At 72.1% G+C, this 25,565-nt stretch carries 28 protein-coding genes; 13 read left to right on the forward strand and 15 right to left on the reverse strand.

All coding sequences use genetic code 11. The annotated features are described in order from the left end of the window. Positions 1 to 145: 145 nt before the first annotated feature. Entirely contained in the window at positions 146 to 403 is a 258-nt protein-coding gene (locus ACZ4VL_RS11780) for a WhiB family transcriptional regulator (protein ID WP_003953983.1), read from the reverse strand. Positions 404 to 726: 323 nt separating this feature from the next. Further along, entirely contained in the window at positions 727 to 1,692 is a 966-nt protein-coding gene (locus tag ACZ4VL_RS11785; protein WP_468198656.1) for a diacylglycerol/lipid kinase family protein, read from the reverse strand. A 109-nt stretch (positions 1,693 to 1,801) separates the two neighbouring features. On the opposite strand from ACZ4VL_RS11785, the gene ACZ4VL_RS11790 reads away from it, so the two are divergent. Further along, positions 1,802 to 2,236: a hypothetical protein gene (locus ACZ4VL_RS11790; RefSeq protein ID WP_468198658.1), complete on the forward strand. Its 435-nt coding sequence runs from the start codon at positions 1,802 to 1,804 to the stop codon at positions 2,234 to 2,236. Positions 2,237 to 2,269: 33 nt separating this feature from the next. Here ACZ4VL_RS11790 and ACZ4VL_RS11795 read toward each other — a convergent pair whose 3' ends face one another. The 3 genes from ACZ4VL_RS11795 to ACZ4VL_RS11805 form a co-directional block, all read right to left on the reverse strand. Beyond that, positions 2,270 to 3,319, reverse strand: coding sequence for an RNA polymerase sigma factor SigF (locus ACZ4VL_RS11795; RefSeq protein WP_468198660.1), 1,050 nt, complete (start codon positions 3,317 to 3,319; stop codon positions 2,270 to 2,272). Further along, positions 3,316 to 3,729 (reverse strand): ATP-binding protein, encoded by a 414-nt coding sequence (locus tag ACZ4VL_RS11800; RefSeq protein WP_361089064.1) that lies wholly within the window; start codon positions 3,727 to 3,729, stop codon positions 3,316 to 3,318. Before ACZ4VL_RS11800 ends, ACZ4VL_RS11795 begins: the two co-directional genes overlap by 4 nt. A gap of 205 nt (positions 3,730 to 3,934) precedes the next feature. Further along, positions 3,935 to 4,195: a UBP-type zinc finger domain-containing protein gene (locus tag ACZ4VL_RS11805; RefSeq protein WP_361089062.1), complete on the reverse strand. Its 261-nt coding sequence runs from the start codon at positions 4,193 to 4,195 to the stop codon at positions 3,935 to 3,937. A 75-nt stretch (positions 4,196 to 4,270) separates the two neighbouring features. On the opposite strand from ACZ4VL_RS11805, the gene ACZ4VL_RS11810 reads away from it, so the two are divergent. After that, positions 4,271 to 5,851 carry a Na+/H+ antiporter gene (locus ACZ4VL_RS11810; RefSeq protein WP_468198663.1) on the forward strand — a complete coding sequence of 527 codons (1,581 nt, stop codon included), beginning with the start codon at positions 4,271 to 4,273 and terminating at the stop codon, positions 5,849 to 5,851. Positions 5,852 to 5,865: 14 nt separating this feature from the next. Here ACZ4VL_RS11810 and ACZ4VL_RS11815 read toward each other — a convergent pair whose 3' ends face one another. The 4 genes from ACZ4VL_RS11815 to ACZ4VL_RS11830 form a co-directional block, all read right to left on the reverse strand. Then, positions 5,866 to 6,843 carry a 1-aminocyclopropane-1-carboxylate deaminase/D-cysteine desulfhydrase gene (locus ACZ4VL_RS11815; RefSeq protein ID WP_468198665.1) on the reverse strand — a complete coding sequence of 326 codons (978 nt, stop codon included), beginning with the start codon at positions 6,841 to 6,843 and terminating at the stop codon, positions 5,866 to 5,868. A 56-nt stretch (positions 6,844 to 6,899) separates the two neighbouring features. Next, on the reverse strand, positions 6,900 to 7,490 hold the full coding sequence (locus ACZ4VL_RS11820) for an N-acetylmuramoyl-L-alanine amidase (RefSeq protein ID WP_404233959.1): 591 nt from the start codon (positions 7,488 to 7,490) through the stop codon (positions 6,900 to 6,902). A 152-nt stretch (positions 7,491 to 7,642) separates the two neighbouring features. Beyond that, a complete protein-coding gene (locus ACZ4VL_RS11825) occupies positions 7,643 to 8,839 on the reverse strand; it encodes a globin domain-containing protein (protein ID WP_468198667.1) in 1,197 nt (398 codons plus the stop codon). 174 nt (positions 8,840 to 9,013) lie between these two features. Beyond that, positions 9,014 to 9,472 carry an RrF2 family transcriptional regulator gene (locus ACZ4VL_RS11830; RefSeq protein ID WP_468198670.1) on the reverse strand — a complete coding sequence of 153 codons (459 nt, stop codon included), beginning with the start codon at positions 9,470 to 9,472 and terminating at the stop codon, positions 9,014 to 9,016. Positions 9,473 to 9,694: 222 nt separating this feature from the next. On the opposite strand from ACZ4VL_RS11830, the gene ACZ4VL_RS11835 reads away from it, so the two are divergent. The 5 genes from ACZ4VL_RS11835 (at position 9,695) to ACZ4VL_RS11855 (ending at position 13,919) form a co-directional block, all read left to right on the forward strand. Next, positions 9,695 to 11,101, forward strand: a complete 1,407-nt coding sequence (locus tag ACZ4VL_RS11835; protein WP_468198673.1) for a family 2B encapsulin nanocompartment shell protein — start codon at positions 9,695 to 9,697, stop codon at positions 11,099 to 11,101. A gap of 38 nt (positions 11,102 to 11,139) precedes the next feature. Further along, positions 11,140 to 12,213: a family 2 encapsulin nanocompartment cargo protein polyprenyl transferase gene (locus ACZ4VL_RS11840; protein WP_468198676.1), complete on the forward strand. Its 1,074-nt coding sequence runs from the start codon at positions 11,140 to 11,142 to the stop codon at positions 12,211 to 12,213. A 178-nt stretch (positions 12,214 to 12,391) separates the two neighbouring features. After that, a complete protein-coding gene (locus ACZ4VL_RS11845; protein WP_468198678.1) occupies positions 12,392 to 13,006 on the forward strand; it encodes a GNAT family N-acetyltransferase in 615 nt (204 codons plus the stop codon). A 71-nt stretch (positions 13,007 to 13,077) separates the two neighbouring features. Continuing rightward, positions 13,078 to 13,662, forward strand: a complete 585-nt coding sequence (locus tag ACZ4VL_RS11850; protein ID WP_404233949.1) for a dihydrofolate reductase family protein — start codon at positions 13,078 to 13,080, stop codon at positions 13,660 to 13,662. Positions 13,663 to 13,700: 38 nt separating this feature from the next. Then, on the forward strand, positions 13,701 to 13,919 hold the full coding sequence (locus ACZ4VL_RS11855; RefSeq protein ID WP_468198682.1) for a hypothetical protein: 219 nt from the start codon (positions 13,701 to 13,703) through the stop codon (positions 13,917 to 13,919). Positions 13,920 to 14,033: 114 nt separating this feature from the next. On the opposite strand, the gene snpA is transcribed toward ACZ4VL_RS11855, so the two are convergent. Then, the gene (gene snpA / locus ACZ4VL_RS11860; protein WP_468198684.1) at positions 14,034 to 14,702 is read right to left on the reverse strand and encodes a snapalysin; all 669 of its coding nucleotides are present in this window, start codon (positions 14,700 to 14,702) and stop codon (positions 14,034 to 14,036) included. A 208-nt stretch (positions 14,703 to 14,910) separates the two neighbouring features. On the opposite strand from snpA, the gene ACZ4VL_RS11865 reads away from it, so the two are divergent. The 3 genes from ACZ4VL_RS11865 to ACZ4VL_RS11875 all read left to right on the forward strand — a co-directional run bounded on the left by ACZ4VL_RS11865 (position 14,911) and on the right by ACZ4VL_RS11875 (position 17,854). Further along, positions 14,911 to 15,846 carry a LysR family transcriptional regulator gene (locus ACZ4VL_RS11865; RefSeq protein WP_468198687.1) on the forward strand — a complete coding sequence of 312 codons (936 nt, stop codon included), beginning with the start codon at positions 14,911 to 14,913 and terminating at the stop codon, positions 15,844 to 15,846. A gap of 189 nt (positions 15,847 to 16,035) precedes the next feature. Next, a complete protein-coding gene (locus tag ACZ4VL_RS11870) occupies positions 16,036 to 16,953 on the forward strand; it encodes a DUF4097 family beta strand repeat-containing protein (protein ID WP_468198689.1) in 918 nt (305 codons plus the stop codon). Position 16,954: 1 nt separating this feature from the next. Continuing rightward, a complete protein-coding gene (locus tag ACZ4VL_RS11875; RefSeq protein WP_468198692.1) occupies positions 16,955 to 17,854 on the forward strand; it encodes a PadR family transcriptional regulator in 900 nt (299 codons plus the stop codon). Between the two features lie 66 nt (positions 17,855 to 17,920). On the opposite strand, the gene ACZ4VL_RS11880 is transcribed toward ACZ4VL_RS11875, so the two are convergent. The 4 genes from ACZ4VL_RS11880 to ACZ4VL_RS11895 form a co-directional block, all read right to left on the reverse strand. Further along, the gene (locus ACZ4VL_RS11880) at positions 17,921 to 18,481 is read right to left on the reverse strand and encodes a Clp protease N-terminal domain-containing protein (RefSeq protein WP_468198694.1); all 561 of its coding nucleotides are present in this window, start codon (positions 18,479 to 18,481) and stop codon (positions 17,921 to 17,923) included. Then, on the reverse strand, positions 18,481 to 18,690 hold the full coding sequence (locus ACZ4VL_RS11885) for a helix-turn-helix domain-containing protein (protein ID WP_054220957.1): 210 nt from the start codon (positions 18,688 to 18,690) through the stop codon (positions 18,481 to 18,483). The genes ACZ4VL_RS11880 and ACZ4VL_RS11885 overlap by 1 nt, the downstream gene beginning before the upstream one ends. A gap of 73 nt (positions 18,691 to 18,763) precedes the next feature. After that, complete coding sequence (locus ACZ4VL_RS11890; RefSeq protein WP_468198696.1) at positions 18,764 to 19,726, reverse strand: zinc-binding dehydrogenase; 963 nt, start codon at positions 19,724 to 19,726, stop codon at positions 18,764 to 18,766. Positions 19,727 to 20,206: 480 nt separating this feature from the next. Further along, positions 20,207 to 21,409 carry an NAD(P)-dependent malic enzyme gene (locus ACZ4VL_RS11895; RefSeq protein WP_468198699.1) on the reverse strand — a complete coding sequence of 401 codons (1,203 nt, stop codon included), beginning with the start codon at positions 21,407 to 21,409 and terminating at the stop codon, positions 20,207 to 20,209. 525 nt (positions 21,410 to 21,934) lie between these two features. On the opposite strand from ACZ4VL_RS11895, the gene ACZ4VL_RS11900 reads away from it, so the two are divergent. Genes ACZ4VL_RS11900 through ACZ4VL_RS11910 form a run of 3 tightly spaced genes read left to right on the forward strand, consistent with a single transcriptional unit; the run spans position 21,935 to position 24,661 of the window. Beyond that, on the forward strand, positions 21,935 to 22,897 hold the full coding sequence (locus ACZ4VL_RS11900) for an ABC transporter substrate-binding protein (RefSeq protein WP_468198701.1): 963 nt from the start codon (positions 21,935 to 21,937) through the stop codon (positions 22,895 to 22,897). A 58-nt stretch (positions 22,898 to 22,955) separates the two neighbouring features. After that, complete coding sequence (locus ACZ4VL_RS11905; protein ID WP_468198703.1) at positions 22,956 to 23,897, forward strand: amino acid ABC transporter permease; 942 nt, start codon at positions 22,956 to 22,958, stop codon at positions 23,895 to 23,897. After that, the gene (locus ACZ4VL_RS11910; RefSeq protein ID WP_468198705.1) at positions 23,897 to 24,661 is read left to right on the forward strand and encodes an amino acid ABC transporter ATP-binding protein; all 765 of its coding nucleotides are present in this window, start codon (positions 23,897 to 23,899) and stop codon (positions 24,659 to 24,661) included. The genes ACZ4VL_RS11905 and ACZ4VL_RS11910 overlap by 1 nt, the downstream gene beginning before the upstream one ends. A 98-nt stretch (positions 24,662 to 24,759) precedes the next feature. Here ACZ4VL_RS11910 and ACZ4VL_RS11915 read toward each other — a convergent pair whose 3' ends face one another. Then, positions 24,760 to 25,515, reverse strand: a complete 756-nt coding sequence (locus tag ACZ4VL_RS11915) for a class I SAM-dependent methyltransferase (protein WP_468198707.1) — start codon at positions 25,513 to 25,515, stop codon at positions 24,760 to 24,762. Positions 25,516 to 25,565 lie beyond the last annotated feature (50 nt).

Consider the following 25,565-nt stretch of genomic DNA (forward strand, 5'->3'; position numbering starts at 1 on the left):
CGGGGCTGCGCGCTCCGGACAGCACTGAGCCCCGGAGGGAACGTCCAGCGGTGGCTGGCGGTGTTCCCGTCCGGGGCTCAAGAGCACGTTGCTGAGCGCTATCAGGTGTTACTACGCGCTGCGGCTCGAGGCTCGAAAGTCGATGTCAGGCGCTGGCGTTGCGCGCCCGGTTGCGAGCGGCGCGGCGCTTCATGGCGCGGCGCTCGTCCTCGCTGAGACCGCCCCAGACGCCGGAGTCCTGGCCGGACTCGAGCGCCCACTGCAGGCACTGCTCCATGACGGGGCAGCGGCGGCAGACGGCCTTGGCTTCCTCGATCTGCAGCAGCGCAGGACCGGTGTTGCCGATGGGGAAGAAGAGTTCCGGGTCTTCCTCGCGGCAAACGGCGTTGTGACGCCAGTCCATGGCTGCTCCATCTCCTTGTATTGCGGGCAGGTTGCTTGTGAATGTGAACGCTTTCACGAATCCCCCCGTGAGGGAAGGGCGACCGCCCAGGGGTGGCGGGTGGTCATCTGGAGACTCGTGGAGGGGTTCTGGCGGTCTTCTTGGGAGCCGGGTTCTGCGGGCTGTCCCGATCGCCATGAAGAGATTCGCAAACCTCGGACGGGGATACAACCCCTTCCGGAAAGTTTTTTTTGATTCGTCGGTGTCTACTAGGTCACAGCCCTACATCCTGAGGGTGGACTGGCGCGTAAACGTTCGACTGAAAGGACTTTGGGGCCTTCTACTCACACAATCACACGCAGTGCACGGCGAACGCCTGTGAACTGAACGCTGGTCCGCAATCCGAGATGGTCTCCGTCCATCTGGAACGGGAGCGGCACCTTCGAATGCAAGGTGAAGTCGGTCAGATCGTGCAGAGTCACGGCGTGCTTGCCGTGCGGACCGCGCTCAGGAGTCGAGGTCAGGAGCTGTGTGGCGTAGCGAGCGACGGCCGGAGTTGACAAACGACTGAGCGCCAGCACGTCAAGTGCGGTGTCGAACGAGGCCTCCGGGGACGCGTACAGGGGCCGATTGCCCAGGTAGGTCCACGGCGAGGTGTTGCAGACTATGGACAGCACCAGGTCCGTCACCGGATCCGTGCCCGGGCGCTCCAGCGTCACCGTGCCGCGCCGCCGGTTCGGCTCCTCCCAGAACTGGCGCATCAGCTGTCGTACGTAGAGGGCGTGCGTCGAGCGCTTGCCGCGCTCCCGCTGCTGCTCGACCCGACCCACCACACCCGCGTCGAAGCCGAAGCCCGCGCAGAAGGTGAACCAGCGCGCCGGGACCGACTCGTCCTCCGAGCCCGGCGCGCCCGCCGCCAGCCCCAGGCCCACCGTGCGCTCGCGGTGCTCGCGCAGCGCGTCCAGCAGGGCGCCCGTCGCCTCCACCGCATCGTTGGGCAGGCCGAGCGCGCGGGCGAACACGTTCGTCGAGCCGCCCGGGACCACCGCCAGCCGCGGCAGCCGCTCCGGATCGGGGCCGTTGTGCAGCAGTCCGTTGACCACCTCGTTGACGGTGCCGTCGCCGCCCAGCGCCACCACGAGGTCCAGGCCGTTCTCGGCGGCCCGCCGGCCGAGGTCCCGCGCGTGCCCCCGGTACTCGGTGGTCACCGCCTCCAGCTTCATCTCGCTGGCCAGGGCGTGGATCAGGACGTCGCGCGTGCGCGCACTGGTGGTCGTCGCTGCTGGGTTGGCCACGAGGAGTGCACGCATGACCGCCAGCCTACCGACCCGTTCACACCGCTCCGATACTGCCCGCCCGCCGGCGCGGGCCGAGGGCCCGCCCCCGCCGCCGGCCCGGCCGCGCGGCTACCCTGCAGGGGTGAGTACGAAGCCCACCCCCGCCCCGGACCAGCCGACGGCCCCGCTGCCCGGCCGGCTCACCGCAGCCGCCGCGCTCACCGCCGTGGAAGGCCTGGCGCTCGCCGGCCTCGGCATCTACATGCTGTTCGTCGGCATCGCCGGCGACGCCGACTCCGCGCAGCAGGCGGAGACCGGCGGCCTGACGCTGATCGCCCTCGCCGCGCTGCCGCTGGTCGCCGCCCGCGGGCTGCGCCTGGCCCGGCGCTGGAGCCGCGGGCCCGCGCTGATCACGCAGCTGATGGCGCTGCCGGTGGCCTGGACCCTGTACACCACCGGCGGCGCGATGATCGCCGCCGCCGCGGCGCTGGCCGTGACCGCCGTGGCGGTGGTGGCCCTCCTGGTGAACCCGACGGCGACCGAAGCCCTCGGAATCGGCCACACCTCTTCTTCCTAGGGTCCCGGTTCGCCCTCGGTCGGGGCGGGGCGGCTACTCCTCCACCAGGAGCTTCTCGCGGAGCTGGGCCAGAGTGCGGGCCAGCAGGCGGGAGACGTGCATCTGGGAGATGCCGACCTCCTGCGCGATCTGCGACTGCGTCATGTTGCCGAAGAACCGAAGCAGCAGGATCCGCTTCTCCCGCGGCGGCAGCCCCTCCAGCAGCGGCTTGAGCGACTCGCGGTACTCGACGCCCTCCAGCGCCTCGTCCTCCGCGCCGAGGGTGTCCGCGACCGCCGGCGACTCGTCGTCGGTGTCCGGGACGTCCAGCGAGAGCGTGCTGTAGGCATTGGCCGATTCCAGCCCCTCCAGCACCTCCTCCTCCGAGATCCCCAGCCGCTCGGCCAGCTCGTGGACCGTGGGGGAGCGGCCGTGCTGCTGGGACAGCTCGGCCGTGGCCGTGGTCAGCGAGAGCCGCAGCTCCTGGAGGCGCCGGGGGACCCGTACCGCCCAGCCCTTGTCGCGGAAGTGCCGCTTGATCTCCCCGACCACCGTCGGCGTGGCGTACGTGGAGAACTCCACCCCGCGGTCCGGGTCGAACCGGTCCACCGACTTGATCAGGCCGATCGTCGCGACCTGGGTCAGGTCGTCGAGCGGCTCCCCGCGGTTGCGGAACCGCCGGGCCAGGTGCTCGACCAGCGGCAGGTGCATCCGGACGAGCCGGTTGCGCAGCTCGGCCTTCTCCGGCGAACCGTCGGGCAGTGCCCGCAGCTCGACGAACAGGGCCCGGGCCCCGCTGCGGTCGCGCGGGTCCGGCAGCGGCGGCAGCGCCGCGTCCGCTTCCACGTCCGCTTCCGCGGCCGGGCCCTCGGCCGGGCCGACGGCCGACCCCACGGCCACGGGTGGCCGTGACGCCTGTGGTTCTTCGTGCTGGTTTTCGCTCATGGGGCCCGCCCGTCGCTCCGCCGAGTCCAAAAAGCCGTGTTCCGCATCCGCGTCGGCCGGGTGCGGCCGGGCGCGCTGCTGCTCCGGGATGGCGCCGTCGACCTCGTGCCGTACCCGGGGCCGGTCCCCGCCCCGCACCGGGGTCTCCCCGCCGCTCACGCCGGGCCTGGACCCGCGCCGCGCTGTTTGTAGAGGCTGATGCTCACCGTGTTGTCCTCCTCCACCGTGGACTCGACCTTGCCGGCCAGCGCCGACAGGACGGTCCAGGCGAACGTGTCGCGCTCGGGTGCGCGGCCGTCCGTGGTGGGCGCCGAGACGGTCACCTCCAGCGAATCGTCGACCAGCCGGAACACGCAGCTCAGGACGGACCCGGGCACGGCCTGCTGAAGCAGGATCGCGCAGGCCTCGTCCACCGCGATCCGGAGATCCTCGATCTCGTCGAGGGTGAAGTCCAAACGTGCTGCGAGACCGGCCGTGGCCGTTCGCAGCACCGACAGGTAGGCACCCGCAGCGGGCAGCCGGACTTCCACGAAGTCCTGGGTCCCGGGCTCGCCTGCGATCTGGGACACCCTCACCTCCAAGGTGGTACGAGCTCTCTTCGCCGGTGACGCTACCGCGATCCGGGCGATCGTGTCGCGGCACCCCTCATGGAACCCGATCAGGACACCCACGCCTACGGCCGGTGACAGATGGTATGCCTACGGGTACGCACAGTGGCTAGGGGTCTGCGGGCCCAAATCCGGGGAGCCGGCGGAGGTTTGACCTACCCCCGGCTCAGACGATCGAACCGTCGACGAAACACCACCGCCAGGTCTCGCCCGGCTCGAAGCTGCGCATCACCGGATGGCCGGTGGTCCGGTAGTGCGCGGTCGCGTGCCGGTGCGGGGAGGAGTCGCAGCACGCCACGTAGCCGCACCACAGGCACATCCGCAGCTGCACCGGGTGGCTGCCGAGCACCAGACATTCGGGGCAGGTCTGGGCACTCGGCACGGGCTCGGGGCGCGGCAGTTCGGGAAGGTGGGTGCACTCGCTCATGATGGCCAGCGTACTGACGTACGGGCGCCGCAGGACGCAGCCCGATCAGCCGCGACGAACGAGGGTGGGTTGCCGATGGAGGTTTTGCCGCTGGTGGCGCTGGTCGCGGTCAGTGCCGCCGTCGCGGGCATCGCGCGCCGGACGCCGGTGCCCGCGCCGCTGCTGCTGGTCGCGGTGGGGCTCGGGGCCTCGTACGTGCCCGGGGTGCCCGCGTACGTCCTCGACCCGCACATCGTGCTGCCGCTGCTGCTCCCGCCGCTGCTGTACACGGCCGCGGTGGACAGCTCGTACCTCGACCTGCGGGCCAACGCCCGGCCGATCGCGCTGCTGTCCGTCGGGTACGTGCTCTTCGCGACGCTCGCGGTCGGATACGCGGTGTACCTCGCGGTGCCGGGGCTGTCGCTGCCGGTGGCGCTGGTGCTCGGCGCGGTGGTCGCCCCGCCCGACGCCGTCGCCGCGACCGCCATCGCCCGGCGCCTCGGGCTGCCCAACCGGATCACGACCATCCTGCAGGGGGAGTCCCTCGTCAACGACGCGACCGCGATCACCGCCTACAAGGTGGCGCTGGCCGCCGCGGTCGGCACGGCCGCCGGCTGGGCCGGCGGCATCGCGGAGTTCCTGCTGGCCTCGGTGGGCGGCGTCGGCATGGGCCTGGCGCTGATGGTCCCGATCCACCAGCTGCGCACGCGGCTGCGGGAGCCGCTGTTGCAGAACACCCTGTCGCTGCTGATCCCGTTCGTGGCGTACGCGGCGGCCGAGCGGGTGCACGCCTCGGGCGTCCTCGCGGTGGTCGTGGTGGCGCTGTACCTCGGGCACCACAACTGGCAGGTCGACTTCGCGACCCGGCTCCAGGAGGAGGCGGTGTGGAAGATGGTCGCCTTCATCCTGGAGTCGGTGGTCTTCGCACTGATCGGTCTCCAGCTGCCGGTCGTCCTGCGCGGGCTGGTGGAGTACGAGGGCGGCGAGGCCGTCTGGTACGCGGTCCTGGTGTTCCTCGTGGTGGTGGTCTCCCGGTTCGTGTGGGTGTTCCCGGCCACCTTCGTGCCGCGGTGGTTCTCGGCGGGGATCCGGGAGCGGGAGCCGGACACCACGTGGAAGGCGCCCGTGGTGGTGGGCTGGGCCGGGATGCGGGGCGTGGTCTCGCTGGCGATCGCCTTCTCGGTGCCCATCGACGTACCGCACCGCGACCTGATCCTCTTCCTCACCTTCACCACGGTCATCGCCACCCTGGTGGTGCAGGGGCTGACCCTGCCGCCGCTGATCCGGCTGCTGCGGCTGCGGCCCCGGGACGTCACGGAGCAGACGCTCGCCGAGGCGCAGGCCCAGAGCGAGGCCTCCCGGGCGGCGGAGGAGCGGCTCGACGAGTTGCTGTCCGAGCCGGAGAACGCGCTGCCGCCACCGCTGGCGGAGCGGCTGCGCACGGTGCTGGAGCGGCGGCGCAACGCGGTGTGGGAGCGCCTCGGCGAGGTCAACCCGCTCACCGGGGAGTCGGCGGACGACATCTACCGGCGGCTCTCGCGGGAGATGATCGAATCCGAGCGGGAGGTGTTCGTGTCCCTGCGGGACCTGCGGCGGATCGACGACGAGATGCTGCGGGCGCTGCTGCGCCGGCTGGACCTGGAGGAGGCGGCGGCCTACCGCGAGGAGGCCTCCTAGGAAGGCGGCCCCTCCTAGGAAGGCGGCCCCTCCCAGGAGGGCGGACCCTCCTGGGGGAGGGGGGACGGCTCGGGATCCGCGGGCCGGCCGGTGACGACGGCGGTGACCGAGCTCCCCGCGGGGAAGGCGCCGGCCGCCGTCAGCTCGGCCAGCGCCCACAGCAGCTTGGCCACGTAGATCCGCTCGACCGGGAGGCCGTGGCGGTCCTCGAAGTCCGCGGCGAAGGCCTCCAGGGCGGCCGGGACGCGGGCGTAGCCGCCGTGGTCGAAGCCCTCGGCCAGGCTCCAGTCGCCGGCCGGCCCGCCGAAGGCCCGCAGCTGGAGGGAACGTATCTCCGCGGCCAGGAACCCGCCGGCCAGGACGGGTACCCCGAGCGCCCGCTGTCCGGGGGCGAGGCCCGCCGCCAGCCCGGCCAGGGTCCCGCCCGTGCCGCAGGCCACGGCCACCACGTCGCAGGCGCCGTGCAGCTCACGGCCCAGCTCGGCGCACCCCTGCAGGGCGAGCGCATTGCTGCCGCCCTCGGGCACGGGGTACGCCCCGGCGGCGCCGGCGCCGGCGATCAGCTCCCGGGCCGCCCCGGGCTCGGCCTTGCGCCGGTAGGCGGACCGGGTCACGAAGTGCAGCCGCATCCCGTCGGCGGCGCACCGGGCGAGGGAGGCGTTGAGCGGGCGCCCCGCCAGTTCGTCCCCGCGCACGATGCCGGTGGTGGCGATCCCCAGCAGCCGTCCGGCCGCGGCGGTGGCCCTCAGGTGGTTCGAGTAGGCCCCGCCGAAGGTCACCAGGCCCGGGTACCCGCCGGCGACGGCGGCCCGGAGGTTGGGCGCGAGCTTGCGCCACTTGTTGCCGGGCAGCTCCGGGTGGACGAGGTCGTCCCGCTTGAGCAGCAGCCGCACCCCGTGCCGCTCGAACCGGTCGTCCCGGACCTCCCGCAGCGGCGACGGGGGCCGGGCCTGCAGCAGCGCATCGGCGTCGGGGTCCAGGGAGTGTTCCACCCGCCCATTGTGCGCTGCCCGTGCGGCACCCCCGCACGTCACGGCCCTGCGGCGGGCTACTTCAGGCGTTCCGCCACACGGCCGCGGAACGAGGCCATCGTGAAGCCCTTCGGGTCGATCTTGCCGGGGCGCCACTCCAGGTGTCCGATCACCGAGCGCTCGGTCCAGCCGTGCACCCGGCACACGGCGGCCGCCGCCCGGGCCATCGCGTCGAGCTGGACGGCCGGCCAGGGGTCCTCGCCGTCGCCGAGGTTCTCGCATTCGAAGCCGTAGAAGTAGCGGTTGCCGTCGGTGTTGGTCTGGTTGTCGGGCGGCAGCCGCTTCTCGGCGATGACGGCCGCCAGGACGTCGGCGTCGCCCGCACCGGCGTGGTTGGCCCGGCCGTAGCCGACCAGGTGGACCCGGCCGTCCTTGGTGATCACGCCGTGGCAGAGGGGGCCGGGCAGGTCCTCGTCGCCGGTACGGCAGAGCTCGACGGTGTACGCGGTGCCCCGGGTGACGGTGTGGTGGATCATCACCCCGTGCACCGGGCCCCAGGGCCCCTTGTGGTTGCGGTTGTGCGTGCGCCAGGCACCGACCTCGACGACGGTCAGTCCCTCGTTGCGCAGTGCGTTGATGAACCGGTCCGCTGACATGGGTGCGGCCATGGCCGCCTCCTTTGCGGGTCCGCTGCGGTCACCCTGCGTGGCCGCCTCGTTGCAACCGGTGTAATGGAGGAGGTCCTTCGCTGGCTAGGGCGTTCGCACAGCGAGCGAGCCGATCCGGACACGCGCCCCGACCGGCCCGCCCATCACGGTCGTTACTCCGAGGCCAGCCACATGTCCGGGCCGAAGACCTCGTAGTGGACGTCCGCGGCCCGCACGCCCTTGGCGAGCAGCTGCTCGCGCACCCCGCGCATGAAGGGCAGCGGCCCGCACAGGTAGACCTGGGTCCCCGGCTCGACCGGTACGTCGGCCAGGTCCATGCGGCCCTCGCCGTCACCGGGCTCGGCGTCGGCCTCGTACCAGAACCGGGCGGTGCCGTCGGCCAGCTTGAGCGCCAGCGCCCGGTGGTCGGCGCGCAGCGCGTGGTCGGCGGGGGAGCGGTCGGCGTGCAGGACGGTGACCGGGGCGGCGTGCCCGGTCTCGGCCAGGTGCTCCAGCATCGACAGCATCGGGGTGCAGCCGATTCCCGCGGAGGCGAGCAGCACCGGGGCGCCGGTGTCCTGCAGGACCAGGTCGCCGTACGGGGCCGACACCCGCAGGGTGGCGCCGACCGGCACCCGGTGGTGCAGGTGGTTCGAGACCTCGCCGTCGGGGCCGAGGGCGGAGGGGCCGTGGATCCGCTTGACGGTGATCGTGCGCACCGGGGAGGCGGGCGCGCCGGTCAGGCTGTACTGGCGGATCTGGCGGGCGCCGTCGGGGAGTTCGACCTGGACGGAGACGTACTGGCCGGGCCTGAAGTCCGGTGCCGGCGCGCCGTCGGCGGGGGTGAGGTGGAAGGTGGTGCAGTCGGCGGTCTCCGCCGCGCGGTCGGTGACCGTCCAGGAGCGCCAGACGTCGCCGGCGAGGACCTGCTGCTCGGCGTAGAGCCGCTCCTCGATGGCGATGAGGGCGTTCGCCATCAGCCAGTAGACCTCGGTCCAGGCCTCGGCGACCTCGGGGGTGACGGCCTCGCCGAGGATGTCGACGATCGCCTCGAAGAGGTGCTGGTGGACGATCGGGTACTGCTCGCGGGTGACGCCGAGGGAGGCGTGCTTGTGCGCGATCCGGTTCAGCATGACGTCGGGGCGGGCGTCGGGCCGCTCGACGAGGTGGGTCGCGAAGGCGGCGATGGAGCCGGCGAGGGCCTGCTTCTGCAGGCCGGCGTTCTGGTTGCCGCGGTTGAACAGGTCCCGCAGCAGCTCGGGGTGGGCCGCGAAGAGCTTCGCGTAGAACAGCTCCGTGATGTCGCCGATGGCGGCGCCCACGGCGGGCAGAGTGGCGCGTACGGTCTCTGCCGACTTCGCGGAAAGCATCAGAAGGTCCTCGCCTTGGTGTGAGTGGTCCGTTTAATTGGTATGTGAGATGCAAGTTTTTATGCGTGCGTACGGACGGGTCCTGGTGTGGGTGTGGGTGTCCGTCCGGGCCGTCGCCCGGCATCACGCTAGGTCCCCGCCCGGCCGACGCGAACCGGCCATCCGGCCCCCCGCTCAGGGACCTTCGGCCCGACCTGCCGTCCCGCTGCCCGAAATGCCCAGCAGGACGGGGCCGGTGGGCGCCGCGACCAGGTCGTTCACCGTCAGCGGGTCCAGCGTCGCGAAGAACGCCTCCTGGGCCCGGCGCAGCGCCCCGCGCAGGATGCAGGCGCCGCGCAGCGGGCAGGGCGTGCTGCCCTCGCACTCCACGACGTCGCCGACGCCCTCCAGTTCGCGGACCACCCCGCCCACCGAGGCGGCCCGCCCGGCCGCGGTCAGTGCGAGCCCGCCGCCCCGGCCGCGCCGCGCCTCGACCAGGCCGAGGTGTTGCAGGCGGGCGACGACCTTGGTCGTGTGCGTGTACGGGACCTCCATCGACGCCGCCACGTCGCGCGTGGTGGGGAGGTCCTCCTCGGCGACGGCCAGGCGCATCAGGGTGCGCAGGGCGAGGTCGGTGAATCGGGTCAGCCGCATGGCCCCACCGTAGAAAACTTGCATCTCGGATTCAAGTTAGGGCCCCGTGGGGCCGGTGGCCGGAAAGAGGCTGGGGCGGGCGGGGCCCATGGGGAAAGGGGTAACTCCAGAGGGTGCCCAGCGCTCGGACGGCGTAGTCCACCCGTTTGTGTAATGGTCCCACCACGCGGCGTGCTGAAAGGCTTCTCCAGCAGATCCATGGCGTGATCGAAAGGGATGCACATGTCGGTCCAGGCAGGTTCCGAACCCGAGGTCCGGACTCCCCAGCAGAGTCTCGCGACGTCGGCCGCACGGAACTTGGCAACCACGACCAAGTCCGCCCCGCAGATGCAGGAGATCACCTCCCGGTGGCTCCTGAAGATGCTCCCGTGGGTGCCCGTCCAGGGCGGCACGTACCGGGTGAACCGCCGGCTCAGCTACACCGTCGGCGACGGCCGCGTCGAGTTCGTCCAGACCGGGTCCCGGGTCCAGGTCATCCCCGCCGAGCTCGGCGAGCTCCCGCTGCTGCGCACTTACGAGGACCCGGACGTGCTCGCCGAGCTCGCCCAGCGGTGCCGCCAGATCGACTTCGCAGCCGGCGAGGAGCTGACCTCCTTCGGAAGCCCCTCCGACCAGGTGTTCCTCATCGCCCACGGCCGGATCGACCAGATCGGCCCCGGCCCCTACGGCGAGGACGCGGTCCTGCGGACCGTCGCCGACGGGGCCTACTTCGGCGAGGACTCCCTCATCGACGACGACGCCATCTGCGAGTACACCGCGCGCGCCGCCACCCCCGGCACCGCCCTCGTCCTGTCCCGCCAGGACTTCCGGCTGCTCGCGGACCGCGCCGAATCGCTGCGCCGGCACGTGGAGTCCGTCCGGGCCGAGCCCGAGCGGCACACCAACACGTACGGCGAGGCAGCCATCGACCTCTCCGCCGGACACCGCGGCGAGCCCGCCCTCCCCGGCACCTTCGTCGACTACGAGACCCGGCCGCGCGAGTACGAACTCTCCCTCGCGCAAACGGTCCTGCGGGTCCACACCCGCGTCGCCGACCTCTACAACCACCCGATGAACCAGACCGAGCAGCAACTGCGGCTCACGGTCGAGGCGCTGCGCGAGCGCCAAGAGCACGAGATGATCAACAACCGGGAGTTCGGCCTCCTCCACAACGCCGACCACGGCCAGCGCATCCAGCCGCACGCCGGCGCGCCCACCCCGGACGACATGGACGAGCTGCTCAGCATGCGGCGCGGCTCGAAGCTCTTCCTCGCCCACCCCCGGGCCATCGCCGCCTTCGGCCGCGAGTGCAACGAGCGCGGCCTGTACCCGGAGACCGTCGACGTCGAGGGGACCCGGATCGCCACGTGGCGCGGTGTGCCGATCTTCCCGTGCGACAAGATCCCGATCAGTGACACCCGGACGACGTCCGTCCTCTGCCTGCGCACCGGTGAGGACGAGTCCGGCGTGATCGGCCTGCGCCAGCCCGGCATCCCGGACGAGATCGAGCCGAGCACCTCGGTGCGGTTCATGGGCATCGACGAGCAGGCGATCATCTCCTACCTGGTCACGACCTACTTCTCCGCGGCGGTGCTGGTGCCGGACGCGTTGGGCGTCCTGGAGAACGTCGAGATCGCCCGCCGGCACTGAGCGGCCGGGCCGGACAACACCAGCGATCGGGGGCAGCGATGGGTACCACTGAGGCGATCACCACCAGCGAGGGGCAGGAGGCCGCGGCCCTGCTGGAGCGGGCACGAGAGGCGGTCGATCCGGAACTGCGCCGGGCACTGGAGGGCCTGCCGGGCCCCATGCGCCGGGTGGCGATGTACCACTTCGGCTGGGAGCACGCGGACGGCACCCCGGCCGCGGGCAGCGCGGGCAAGGCCATCCGGCCCGCCCTGGTGCTCGCCGCCGCCCGCGCCCTGCGGGGTGGCGGGGACGGGCAGGACGGCCCGTACGGCGGCGCCTCCGAGGGCGCGGTGCGGGCGGCGGCGGCCGTGGAACTGGCGCACAACTTCACGCTGCTGCACGACGACGTCATCGACGAGGACGTGACGCGGCGGGGGCGGGCCACGGCCTGGACCGTGTTCGGGGTGCCGGACGCGGTCATCACCGGGGACGCGATGGCCGCCCTCGCGCAGCGGCTGCTGGCGCAGGACCCGCACCCCGCGTCGGGGGCCGCCTCCGCCCGGCTCGCGTCCTGCGTGATCGAGCTGTGCGCGGGCCAGCAGGCCGACTGCGCCTTCGAACAGCGGGCGCACGTTCCGCTCGACGAGTGCCTGGCCATGGCCACGGCCAAGACCGGCGCGCTGCTGGGCTGCGCCTGCGCGCTCGGCGCGCTGTACGCCGGCGCCGGGCCGGACGAGGTCGAGGCGCTGGACGCCTTCGGACGGGAGGCCGGCCTGGCCTTCCAGCTGATCGACGACCTGCTCGGCATCTGGGGGGATCCCGGACACACGGGCAAGCCCGCCGGGGCGGACCTCATCGCCCGCAAGAAGTCCCTCCCGGTGGTCGCGGCCCTCACCTCCGGCACCGCGGCGGGCGAGGAACTGGCCGCCCTGTACGCGGGCCCCATGACCGGGGACGACGTCCGGCGCGCCGCGGACGCCGTGGAGCGGGCCGGCGGACGGGACTGGGCGCAGGCCCATGCCGCGGACCGGATGGGCCGGGCGGTGCAGCAGCTGTCCCGGGCGGTCCCGGACCTCGGGGCGGCGGGCGGGCTGCTGGCGCTGGCGGAGTTCGTCACCCGCCGCACCCGGTGAACCGGTGGGCCCGCCGCCCCCGGTGAACCGGTCTGATCCGGCGGAGGAGTAGCGGAGAACGAGCGGTGCGCAAGTCCCGTTCCGGCACTGCACGGTGCCGGAACGGGACTTTCAGCCATCGTGGTCCAACTCTAGGATCGCTTGCGGTTGTTGAACACGTGAGCGAAGGGTGTGACCAGTGGTGCTGGAGATACGCCGGGCGGGCCGGTCGGACCGGGACGCGGTGGCACGGCTGCTCGACGAGGCGTTCCGCGAGGACCCGGTGAGCAGCTGGGTCTTCCCCGATCCGGAGCACCGGGCCGCCGTGCACGGCGCCTTCCTCGGGGTCTTCGTCGACGTGGCGCTGGAGGAGGGCCGGATCGACTACGCCGCGGACGGCTCGGCGGCCGCCCTGTGGCTGCGGATCCCGGCGGGCGAGCCTGAGGACGGGGCCGCCGAGGACGACGTCCCGGCCCGGATGCGCGCGGCGGCCGACCCGGACAACGAGCGCTGCGAGCTGGTCGGCCGGCTGACGGGGGCGGTGCACCCGACGGCCGAGGAGCACGAGTACCTGCTGATGATCGCGGTCGCCCCCGGGTGGCAGGGCCGGGGGCTGGGGACCGAGCTGATGCGGCCGGTCCTGGACCGCTGCGACCGGGAGGGCGTGCCCGCGTACCTGGAGGCGAGCAGCGAGCGGAGCATGCGGCTGTACGAGCGGCTCGGCTGGGAGTTCACGGGCGAGGCGGTGCAGCTGCCGGACGGGCCGCTGATGTGGCCGATGTGGCGCAAGCCGCAGCCGACGACGGCGGCCTGACCACTTCACGCGGAGTACTTTGGGGCGAACCCCCGTGCGGGGCGCCCACCGACGAAGACGAGAGAGAACCCTTGCGCAAGCTCACCTACTTCATCGCCACCTCCGTCGACGGCTTCATCGGAGACCCGGACGGCAGCGCCGACTTCTTCAACGACTGGCTGGACGCCGAGTACCGCGCCACCCTCGCGGCGGAGTACCCCGAGACCCTGCCCGAGCCGGCCCGCGGGCTGTTCGGCATCCCCGAGGACTTCGAGGCCCGCCACTTCGACGCCGTCCTGATGGGCCGCGCCACCTACGAACCGGGCCTCAAGGCGGGCATGACCAGCCCGTACGCCCACCTCGACCAGTACGTGGTCTCCCGGTCCCTCGTCACCCCGCCCGACCCGGCGGTGAAGCTGATCAGCGGCGACGTCGTGGCCCGGGTGCGCGAGCTGAAGGCGGAGCCGGGCCTCGGCATCTGGCTGTGCGGTGGCGCCGACCTGGCGGGGCAGCTGGTCGAGGAGATCGACGAGTTCGTCGTCAAGACCTACCCGGTGTTCCTGGGGTCCGGCATGCCGATGTCCCGCGCCGGCTTCGGGCTGCGGGAGCTGGAGCAGACCGGCTTCATGGCCTGCGGCGGCGGCCAGACGATCACCACCTACGCGCGCAAGCGCTGAACCCCGCCGAACGCACGGAACCGGCCTACCGTGGAGGTATGGCCGGTGAACAGCAACAGTCCGAGCGCCACCCGCCGCACGGGCACGAGGTGGTCGCCCCGCACGCCGGGCACGAGCAGCGCTCGTGCGCGGCCTGCGGGCTCCCCGTCGACACGCTCGTCAGGCGGCGCAAGGCGCTCGGGATCTTCATCCCGGAATGGGTGCCGGGTCCCTGCCGGAACCCGGACTGCCGGGATTACGCGCCCGGGGCGGCCTAGCCCCGGGCGCCGGGAACGGGGCGCCACCGTCCCGGGAGGCTCCCGCGCGGATCCGGGCGGATCCGCGCGGGACCGGGAAGCGGGCCCCGTTCGGGTACGGCCGCGGGCCGGGTGTCAGCTCTTGGTGCCCAGGCCCGAGGCGGCGAAGCCGTTGGCCCACAGCTGGTTGACCCGGGCGCGCTCGGCGCTGTTCGGGTTGGCGTTGGTGCACGAGGTGCCCGGGCCGCCGCCCGACATCAGCTCGGAGCAGGGGCCGGAGTAGTGGTCGGGCAGGCCCAGCACGTGGCCGGTCTCGTGCGCGGTGACGCGGGTGGAGTTGTACTGCTGGTTCTGCCGGTAGTCCAGGAAGATGTAGCCGCGGCCGTGCCCGTCGGTGCTCGCGTACGAGCCGCGCGAGTCGTTGCCCTCGTAGTAGGCGAAGTTCCCGCCGGAGGAGACCTCCTGGAGCCTCACGTTCGAGACCGAGCCGTTCCATATCTGGGTGGAGCGGGCGATCTGGGAGCGGAAGCTCGGCGCGTTGCGGGTGTTGTACGTGACCGTCACGACCAGGGCGCCCGGGTTCGCGGCGCGCTGCTCGGCCACCGAGCGCTGCACGGCCTCGAAGAACGCCTTGTTGGCGGCCTGGTTCTCCTGCGAGCGCTCGTACGCGGCGTAGGACTCGGCGCTGCCGGCCGGGGCGGAGGCGGCGCTGGCGGTGGGGGCGAAACCACCGAGGGCGGCGGCGAGGGCCAGACCGACGGCGGCGGCGGGCAGGCTCTTCCGGGGCATACGGGAGTGGCGCATGTGGGGGGCTCCTACTCAATCCGGTGCGGGGGGTGGGTCGTTCGGTACCGGAGTCTGCGGGAGTCGGAGGGGCCGGCGGATGATGTCAGCCAGCGATAACACCGTGCTATCGGGAGGGTGACGGCGAGCCAACATCCTTGAGAATGGCGTGATTCGGTGGGGTATCAGTGGCTGGTGAAGTGTGCAGGGGCCGACCTACCCTCGGGACATGGAGCTCGAGGTGAGGCATCTGCGCGCGCTGTGCGCCATCGCCGACGCCGGCAGCCTGCACAAGGCGGCGCGGCAGCTCGGCGTGAGCCAGCCCTCCTTGACGACCCAGTTGCGCCGTATCGAACGCGCCCTGGACGGCGAGCTGTTCCTGCGCGAACGGACCGGATGCCGACCCACTCCTTTCGGCCGGACCGTGCTCGGCCGGGCCCGCCCGCTCGTCGACGGCATGGCCGCCCTCGTCGCCGAAGCCCGGGCGGCGGCCCGCGGGCCGCGGCTGCGGATCGGTTCGACGGCCAGTCGCGCCCTGCCCGGCTGGCTGCGCCGGCTGCACCGGCGGTGGCCCGACGCCGAGACCTCGCTGGTCGTCGACGGCTCCCCGAACGCCCTGCTGCGCATGGTGGTCGCGGACCAGCTCGACGTGGCGTTCGTCCACGAGGTGGAGGGCAGCCCGCTCAGGGTGCCGCCCGGCCTGGAGGTGCGGGTCCTGATGGAGCGGGAGCCGCAGTTCGTGTCGATGTCCCTGGACCATCCGGCGGCCGCCCGTCCGGTGGTCGAGCTGCAGGACCTCGCCGAGGACCGGTGGACCGTGGACCCCTCGGTGGACGGCGAATGGGACGGCCTGCGGCGGGTGTTCGCCGAGGCCGGGGTCGACCCGCCCGTCCTGCACGCCGACTACCACACCGCGGCCTCGCTGATCGTCTCCGGCGAGGCCGTCGCCCCCTGCCAGCCCACCTCCGGGCCGCGCACCGACATGGCGATCCGGCCGCTCGCCGGCGACCCCCTGGCCGTCCGGCTGCTGCTCGCGACCCGGCCCGGCGAGTACGCCGAGGCCTACGAGGACCTCCGCGCCGCCTACCGCGAGGCCGCCCTGAACGCCCCGCCGTACCGGGCCTGGCTGCACCACCACGCGAGCCCCCTGCTGGCCGCTTCGTAGCCCGCGGCCGCCCCCACCCTCGCCCCCGCCCCGCAAGCCCTGCCCCGTACCGACGCCGCGGACCGGCGCCGGGTGCTTCGGCATGCCGCCGGTGGCCGCGCCCTTGACTTCGACGGACCGCGATATATCGTGTTGTTCAGAAGACGCGATATGTTGCGTGCCGCGTCCTTACCGAGGAGGAGCGACGCCATGGCAGAGCAGAAGACCTGGTCGGTGGGTGAACCGCAGAAGCTCGCCTTCGACGAGCCGGTGACCGAGCTGCGCGTCCGCCTCGTCGGCGGCACGGTCAACGTCGTCGCCGACGAGGGACCGGCGCGCCTGGAGGCGACCGCGGTCGACGGCCCGCCCCTGTTCGTGGTCCAGGAGGGCGGCACCCTCACCCTCTCCTACGAGGACCTGCCCTGGAACGGCTCGCAGGGCTTCAAGAAGTGGTTCGAGTCCAAGCCCTGGAAGGCCTGGACCGGCTCCAACGAGGAGGGCCGCAAGGCCTGGGAGCGCAGCGCCACCGTCACCCTCACCGTCCCCGCCGCCACCCGGGTGCGCGTGGCCGCCGTCAGCGCCGCCGCCGTGGTCTCCGGCATCCGCGGCGGCACCGACGTCAACGGCGTCTCCGGGGACTCCACCCTGGTCGGGCTGTCCGGCCGGGTCTGCGCGCACACCGTCTCCGGCAACGTCGAGGCCCAGTCCGTCACCGGCGAGCTCGGCTTCCGCTCGGTCTCCGGCGAGCTGACCGTGGTCGACGGCGCGGGCCTTACCGTACGGGCCGACTCGGTCAGCGGCGACATGCTGATCGACCTGGACGCGGACCCGGCGGCGCCCGCCGGCGTGGACATCGCCCTGAACTCCGTCTCCGGCCAGCTCGCGATCCGCCTGCCGCACCCGACCGACGCGCGGGTCGAGGCCAACACCGCCACCGGCGGCGTCTCCAACGCCTTCGAGGACCTGCGGGTCTCCGGCCAGATGAGCGCCAAGCGGATCACCGGGACCCTGGGCGCGGGCACCGGGAGCCTACGCGCCACCACCGTCTCCGGTTCGATCGCCCTGCTGCGCCGGCCGCCCGCCGACCCCCCGGCCACCCCGCTCGTGCTCGACAAGAAGGTGCTCTGACATGCCGCCCGTCTTCGCCCACGGACGTCTCCGCCTCTACCTGCTCAAGCTCCTGGACGAGGCCCCGCGCCACGGCTACGAGGTGATCCGCCTGCTGGAGGAGCGCTTCCAGGGCCTGTACGCGCCCTCCGCGGGCACGGTGTACCCGCGCCTGGCCAAGCTGGAGGCGGAGGGGCTGGTCACGCACGCCACCGAGGGCGGGCGGAAGGTGTACTCCATCACCGACGCCGGTCGCGCCGAACTGGCCGACCGCGGCGGGGAACTCGCCGACCTGGAGCTGGAGATCCGCGACTCGGTCTCCGAACTGGCCGCCGAGATCCGCGACGACGTACGCGGGGCGGCCGGCGCCCTGCGGCGCGAGATGCAGGCGGCGGCCTCCGCCTCGGCCACCCGGGTGGAGGACGAGTCCTGGGCGGCGGCCAAGGAGGAGCTGCGCCGGGCGAGACAGGAGTGGAAGGAGCAGGCGCGCCGGGCGAAGGACGAGAGCCGCCGGGCCCGCGAAGAGGCCCAGCAGGCCCGCCGCCAGGCCAAGGAGGCGCAGGAGCGGGCCCGCGAGGAGGTCATGCGGATCGCGAGCCAGCTCCAGGAGCAGTTCGCCAAGTCCGGCGGGGTCCTCGGCAGCCTGGCCGGAAGCTGGCTGGGCGGCACCGCGGCCGGCCCGTCGGCCGCCACCGCGGACGCCCCCGTCACGGACGCCGGCCCGCGCCCGCGCTGGGCCGAGGACCTCGCGCCCACCGGCGACCCGGCCCGCGACCTGGACCGGCTCCTGGACCGCTTCCGCGACGACGTCCGCGACACGGCCCGCGACCACGGCGTCACCGCGGACCAACTGGCGCAGGCCCGGGCCCACCTGGCCACCGCGGCCGACCGCATCGCGGCCACCCTGAAGCCGTCCCGCTAGCGCCCGCGGCGCGCCGTCGCGCGTTGCCCCCTCCCACGGGGGGAGGGGGCACGCGTACGCACGGCCTCAGACGGCCGGTCCCGCCTCCGCCGCCGCGTAGGTGACTCCGTGGTCGGCGAGCACCTCGGCGGCCGTGCCCGGCCGGGAGAGCAGGGCGAGCAGCAGGTGCAGGGCGGTGATGTGGTTCTCCCGGCGGCCGACCGCGATGCGCAGGGACTGCTCCAGGGTCTTCCTGCCGCCCTCGCCGAAGGGGACGTGGCGGGCGGTCGGCTCGGGGCGGCCCAGGGCCGAGCGCAGCGAGGACCCCAGGGTCCGCCGCCGCGGTGCGGCGGCGGCCAGCGCGCCCGCGCCGTGGACCTCCTCGACGCGGGAGACGACCTCGGCGAGGTCGATCCCGAGCCCGGCGAGGGCCTCCTCGTCGGCCCGGGTCATGCCGCCCCGGCGGCGGGCCGCCGCCAGGTCCGCGGCCACGGCGGCCCGGTCCACGCCGAGGCCGTCCAGCACGCCCCGCTCCAGGAGCGCCCGCAGCAGGTGCTCCTCGGTGACCCTGGTGTCCCCGGACCGCCGGGCCTCGGCCACGGCGCCGGTCACGACGTCCCGGGCGTCCCGCGTGAAGCGTTCGAACATCAGGCCCTCCCGTGCTTCTTGTGCACGGCCTGCCGGCTGACGCCCAGCTCGGCCGCGATCTCCTGCCAGGACCACCCCTGTGCGCGGGCACTGCGCACCTGTACGGCTTCCAGCTGCTCCAGCAGCCGCCGGAGCGCCGCGACGGCGCGCAGGCCCACACGGGGGTCGCGGTCGCCGGCCCGCTCGGCGAGATCGGTCGCTTCCGTCATGCATGTCAATGTAGGTTGACACCCTCAGGGTGTCAACCTTTGTTGACGCGTGGCGCGGCGGGACCCCGGGGCGTCACACGGTCAGGACGACCTTGCCGAAGAGGTCGCCGGAGGCGAGCTTTTCGAAGCCCTCGCGGGCCCGGTCCAGCGGCAGTACCTCGTCGATCACCGGTCGCAGCCCGGTCGCCGCGCAGAACGACAGCAGGTCCTCCAGCTCGTCCTTGGAGCCCATCGTGGAGCCGACCACCTTGAGCTCCAGGAAGAAGATCCGGGTCAGCTCGGCGTGGGCCGGGCGGTCGCCGCTGGTGGCGCCCGAGATGACGAGGGTGCCGCCCGGGCGCAGGGACTTGACCGAGTGCGACCAGGTGGCCGCGCCGACCGTCTCGATCACCGCGTCCACCCGCTGCGGCAGCCGCGCGCCCGGCTCGAAGGCCTCCACGGCGCCCAGCTCCACGGCCCGCTCGCGCTTGGCCTCGTCCCGGCTGGTCGCGAAGACCCGCAGGCCCGCCGCCTTGCCGAGGGCGATGGCCGCGGTGGCGACCCCGCCGCCCGCGCCCTGCACCAGGACCGAGTCGCCGGGCCGGACGCCCGCGTTGGTGAAGAGCATCCGGTAGGCCGTCAGCCAGGCCGTGGGAAGGCATGCGGCCTCCTCGAAGGACAGCTCGGCGGGCTTGCGCAGCACGTTCCACGCGGGGACGGTGACCTGCTCGGCGAAGGTGCCCTGGTAGCGCTCGGTGAGGATGGACCGGGGCTCGTCCGGCCCGACGCCGTGGCCGCTCTGGCCGATCACGGAGTGCAGGACGACCTCGTTGCCGTCCTGGTCGATGCCGGCGGCGTCGCAGCCGAGGATCATCGGGAGCTTGTCCTCGGCGAGGCCGACCCCGCGCAGCGACCAGAGGTCGTGGTGGTTGAGGGAGGCGGCCCTGACGTTCACGGTCACCCAGCCGGGGCGGGCCTCGGGGGCCGGGCGCTCGCCCAGCTCAAGGCCGCTCAGCGGCTGGTCACGGTCGATTCGGGCGGCGTAGGCAGCGAACATGCGGCGACGCTACCGCCCGGTAGCCCGGCCGGCCACCCCTGACGTGCCTTCGGTCGGTGAGGTCTTCGTCGCACCCGCCGGCCCCGAGAAAGGTTCGGACCGCAGGTCGGACCCGGGAACCGAAGCTGCGTCGCCCCGCGTCCGGGAAGGTGGTGAACAGTGGGTGCTTGGATCATGAACGGAACTGTCCGTCATGCACTCAACTACGCGCTGTACCTGCGGTCTTGTGTCGCAGAAAGCACTAAGTGGAATGACAAGATCAAGCCTGGCGGAGGGGTAGTATTCAGGCCAGGCGGCGGCTCGTCATGAGCCTGTCATTCAGGCCGCCCCCCTCTTCCGAGGCGTGCCTCGCACAACTCGCCGACGCGGCGCGACCCCTCCCGGTTCGGGGGCGGGGAGGGTGCGCCCGCGGGTGGGCCCGCACGTGAAGGGGCCCGACCGGATCGCTCCGGCCGGGCCCCTTCACGCACAGCGGTACCGTCAGCCCAGTCGGGCCACGCCGTCGACCTTGGCCGCAGCCGCGACCGCGGCCGCCACCGCGTCCGCGACCCGCTCGTCGAACGGCGACGGGATCACGTAGTCGGCGGCGAGCTCGTCACCCACGACACCGGCGATGGCGTCGGCAGCGGCGATCTTCATGCCCTCGGTGATTCGGGCGGCGCGGACCTTGAGGGCGCCCGCGAAGATGCCCGGGAAGGCCAGCACGTTGTTGATCTGGTTCGGGAAGTCCGAGCGGCCCGTGGCCACGACCGCCGCGTACTTGTGCGCGACGTCCGGGTGGACCTCAGGATTCGGGTTGGCCATGGCGAAGACGAAGGACTCCTTCGCCATCGAGGCCACCGCCTCCTCGGGCACCGTGCCGCCCGAGACGCCGATGAACACGTCCGCGCCGGCCAGGGCCTGCTCCAGCGAGCCGGTGATCCCGGACCGGTTGGTCAGGCCCGCGATCTCGGCCTTGACGTCCGTCAGGTCGCCGCGGTCGGCGGACACGACGCCCTTGCGGTCGGTGACGCACACGTCACCGATGCCCGCGTCCACGAGGATCTTGGCGATGGCGATGCCCGCCGCGCCGGCGCCCGAGATCACGGCGCGCAGGTCGCCGAGCGTGCGCCCGGTGAGCTTGGCGGCGTTGCGCAGGGCGGCCAGCGTCACGATGGCCGTGCCGTGCTGGTCGTCGTGGAAGATCGGGATGTCGAGCGCCTCCTGGAGGCGGCGCTCGATCTCGAAGCAGCGCGGCGCCGAGATGTCCTCCAGGTTCACCCCCCCGAAGGAGGGCGCGAGGCGGACGACGGTGTCCACGATCTCGTCGGTGTCCTTGGTGGCGAGCGCGATCGGAACCGCGTCCACACCACCGAACTGCTTGAAGAGGATGGCCTTGCCTTCCATCACCGGAAGGGAGGCCTCGGGACCGATGTCGCCGAGTCCGAGCACGGCCGTGCCGTCGGTGACGACGGCGACCACGTTGGACTTCCATGTGTATTCGTTGACGAGGTCGGGCTGCTCCGCGATCGCGGTGCAGACCTTTGCCACGCCGGGCGTGTAGGCGAGGGACAGGTCGTCCTTGTTCTGGACCGGCACCGTGGCCTGGATGGCCATCTTGCCGCCCCGGTGCAGTGCGAACACCGCGTCGGGGTTGTTGTCCGTATCGCTGTCGCTGCGAGGATTGACGATCTCCGCTGCCACTGTTCTAGACCCCTTAAGTCTTCTGTCGTTGAGGGTGGCCACTCCTGGTTAAGGGGTGGGCGGGCACCGCGTACGTACTCCGCATCGACGGTTGGCCCGTCTCCGCGAAGGGGAGGCTCGTACGCGCGGGGCGCGCCGCACGCGCGCCCTGAGCCCCGGATGAGGGGTGTAAGGATCCGTTGTACCTGAAGAACGCTCACCCAGACGAGTCGCTTCCCGCGGTACTGGAGGGCTCTTGTCCCGATTTCGGCGAAAGGTCCAAACGGCTCTGTCCAATAGGCGAGACGAGCCGTAAATCATCCAGTAAAAACGCCAGGTCACAGCCGTTTCTTCGGTCCACCGGCGCGCTTCCCGTAGGCAAGTTGGACACTCCGGGACACCCGTTATCCGATTTTGACCTGACGAACTGCCTGAATGCGTCAGTCCGAATGGCAAGATGCGGATTCACACGAGGTCGCGACACTCGAAGGTGTGTGCCCGACCGCTCTCGCTTGCTCTTCACCAGTCAGCCGGAGGAACCAGCTCATGACCGCAAGCACCACCCGTCGTACGACCGCCGCCCGGTCCCGGATTGCCGCGGTCGGCGCGATCGCGGTCGCCGGCGCCCTGATCCTGACCGGTTGCGGCGACCAGACCGACAAGGCCTCCACGACCCCGTCGGGCCAGGCCGCGAACAGCTCCGCCCCGCTCTTCGCCAAGCTCCCGAAGAAGATCCAGGACGCGGGCGTGATCAAGGTCGGTACGGACGCGACCTACGCCCCGATGGAGTTCACCGAGGGCGGCAAGATCGTCGGTGTCGACCCCGACGTCGCTGCGGCGCTGGCGAAGCAGCTGGGTGTGCAGTTCAAGTTCGAGTCCGGCACCTTCGACACCCTGATCGGCAGCATGCAGACCGGCCGCAGCGACGTGGTCATGTCCTCGCTGAGCGACACCAAGGCCCGCCAGGAGGGCCTGGACGACAAGGGCAACAAGACCGGTGCGGGCGTCGACTTCGTCGACTACTTCACCTCCTCCACGGCCCTGCTGGTCAAGAAGGGCAACCCGGAGGGCCTCAAGACCCTCGCCGACCTGTGCGGCAAGAAGGTCGCCGTCCAGCGCGGCACCACCTACGAGCAGGCCGCCAAGGACCTGGCCGAGAAGTGCAAGTCGGAGGGCAAGGGCGAGCTCGGCATCGAGTCCTTCCCGACCGACGCCGAGGCCCAGACCCGCGTGAAGGCCGGTGGCGCCGCCGCCGACCTGAACGACTCCCCGGTCGCCGCGTACATCGCGAAGACCGCGGGCGGCGGCAACGACTTCGAGGCGATCGCCGACCCGACGGACGCCGGCCTCTTCGGCATCGCCGTGGACAAGAAGAACACCGAGCTCCGCGACGCCCTCCAGCAGGCGCTCGACGCGATCATCAAGGACGGCACCTACAAGGCCGCCCTGGACAAGTGGAACGCGGGCTCCGGCGCCGTGACCGAGGCCAAGGTCAACGCCGGCCAGTGACCCCGCGGAGTACTCCCCTCGTACTTCGTCTTCCTTGCACCATCGAAGGGCAGTCACTGTGACTGACAAGCTCGACAAGGCCTCCGGCCCGGCGGACAACCCGCCGGCCGGGGCCGTCCCCCACGAGGCGATCCGCGCCATCCCGGTGCGCCACTACGGCCGGTGGATCAGCGCCGTGGTCGTCCTCGCACTCGCCGCAGCGCTCATCTACGCCTTCTCCCAGGGCAACGTGCGCTGGGCCACCGTGCCCGAGAAGCTGTTCGACCCCACGATCATCAAGGGCGTCGGCAACACCATCTGGATCAGCGTCACCTCGATGGCGCTGGGCCTGGTCCTCGGTGTCGTCTTCGCGGTGATGCGGCTCTCGAAGAACCCCGTGACCAGCACGATCGCCTGGTTCTACATCTGGTTCTTCCGCGGTACCCCGGTGTACGTCCAGCTCCTCATCTGGTTCAACCTCGCCCTGATCTTCCCGATCCTGAACCTCGGGTTCTACAAGGACGAGATGACCCAGGTCATGACGCCGTTCCTGGCCGCCCTGCTGGGCCTCGGCCTGAACGAGGGCGCGTACATGGCGGAGATCGTCCGCGCCGGCATCCAGTCCGTCGACGAGGGCCAGACCGAGGCCTCGCACGCCCTGGGCATGACCCAGACGCAGACCATGCGCCGCGTGGTTCTCCCGCAGGCCATGCGCGTGATCGTCCCGCCGACGGGCAACGAGTTCATCAACATGCTCAAGACCTCGTCGCTGGTCGTGGCCGTGCAGTACTTCGACCTGCTGCGGGCCGCCCAGGACATCGCGTCCACCTCGTTCGCGGTGATGGAGATGTTCTTCGTCGCGTCCATCTGGTACCTGGCGCTGACCAGCGTCTTCTCGATCGGCCAGTACTACCTGGAGCGGCACTACGCCCGCGGTGCGCTGCGCACCCTGCCGCCCACGCCGTGGCAGAAGCTCAAGGCGAACATCTCCCGCTTCTCGAACCGCAAGGCGGTGGCCTGATGACGACTGCCATGGTGAAGGCCGAGGGCGTCCACAAGTCCTACGGCGCTGCGCACATCCTCAAGGGCATCGACCTGGAGGTCGCCCCGCGTGAGGTGTTCTGCCTGATCGGCCCCTCGGGCTCGGGCAAGTCGACCTTCCTCCGGTGCATCAACCACCTGGAGAAGGTCAACGGCGGCAAGCTGTACGTAGACGGCGAGCTCGTCGGCTACCGCCAGAAGGGCGACAAGCTCTACGAGCTGAAGGACAGCGAGGTCGCGGCCCAGCGCCGGGACATCGGCATGGTCTTCCAGCGCTTCAACCTCTTCCCGCACATGACGGCCATCGAGAACGTCATGGAAGCGCCGGTGATGGTCAAGCGCGAGTCCAAGGCGGTGGCCCGCGAGCGCGCCATCAAGCTGCTCGACCGGGTCGGCCTCGGCGACAAGGGCGGGAACTACCCCTCGCAGCTCTCCGGCGGCCAGCAGCAGCGCGTGGCGATCGCCCGTGCGCTGGCCATGGAGCCGAAGCTGATGCTGTTCGACGAGCCCACCTCGGCGCTCGACCCCGAGCTCGTCGGCGACGTCCTCGACGTCATGCGGGACCTGGCCGAGTCGGGCATGACCATGGTCGTGGTCACGCACGAGATGGGCTTCGCCCGCGAGGTCGGCGACAACCTCGTCTTCATGGACGGCGGCGTCGTGGTCGAGTCCGGCCACCCGCGCGAGGTCCTCGGCAACCCGCAGCACGACCGGACGAAGGCGTTCCTGTCCAAGGTGCTCTGAGCCGGCCGGGCCGGCGCCCGACACCCCGGGAGGGGCGGTACGGAATCCCGTACCGCCCCTCCCGCGTTGCGCGGGTTCTCGCTCTCCTGCGGGGACTCCTACTTCAGACCGAGGACCAGGGAGTCGGAGGGGGAGCACCAGACCGCGCGCGCCTCGGCGAAGCCGGCCCCGCGCAGGGTCCGGGCGTGCCAGGCCGCGTCCGGGGTGTCCCCGTCGGCGTGCTCGCCGTAGATCTCGAAGCGGCGCCTGGTGGGCTCGGCGAGCACCGGGTCGGCGGCCGCGACCGCCCACCACCCCGCCCAGTCCAGGGCGCCGGCCGCGCGGGCCCGGTCCAGGGCGGCGTGCCGGGCGACGCGGTCGGCCCCGTTGATCCGCGGGGTCGAGGCGTCGGGCATGTGGTCGGCGTTCATGAAGACCCCGCCCTCGCGCACCAGCGGGGCGAGCTGCCCGTAGAGGGTCGCGAGCTGCGGGCTGTGCAGCCAGTGCAGCGCGGTGGCCGTCAGTACGGCGTCGTACGTGCCGTGGGGGAGCGCCGCCGTCCAGTCGGGGTCCTTGAGGTCGGCGGTGACGAACGTGACCCGCTCGTCGCCGGCGAAGTGGCCGCGCGCGATGGTCAGCAGCGCCGGGTCGAGGTCCACGCCCGTGCTCGTCGCGCCCGGGAACCGCTTGAGGACGCGGTCCGTAATACTTCCCGTACCGCACGCCAGATCCAGCACCCGGGGGGTGGGGCCGACGAACGCCTCCAGCATGTCCAGCATCACGCGGAACCGCTCCTCGCGGTCCGGCATGTACGCCTCCTGCTGACGGTCCCAGCTGTCCTGCCAGGCCTGCCAGTCGGTCGCCGTGCGCGTCATCGCGAACCCCTCCACCCGTAATACCCTCGAATACGTAGCAGCTGTTACCC

The organism is Streptomyces sp. NPDC029014, assembly GCF_055564695.1.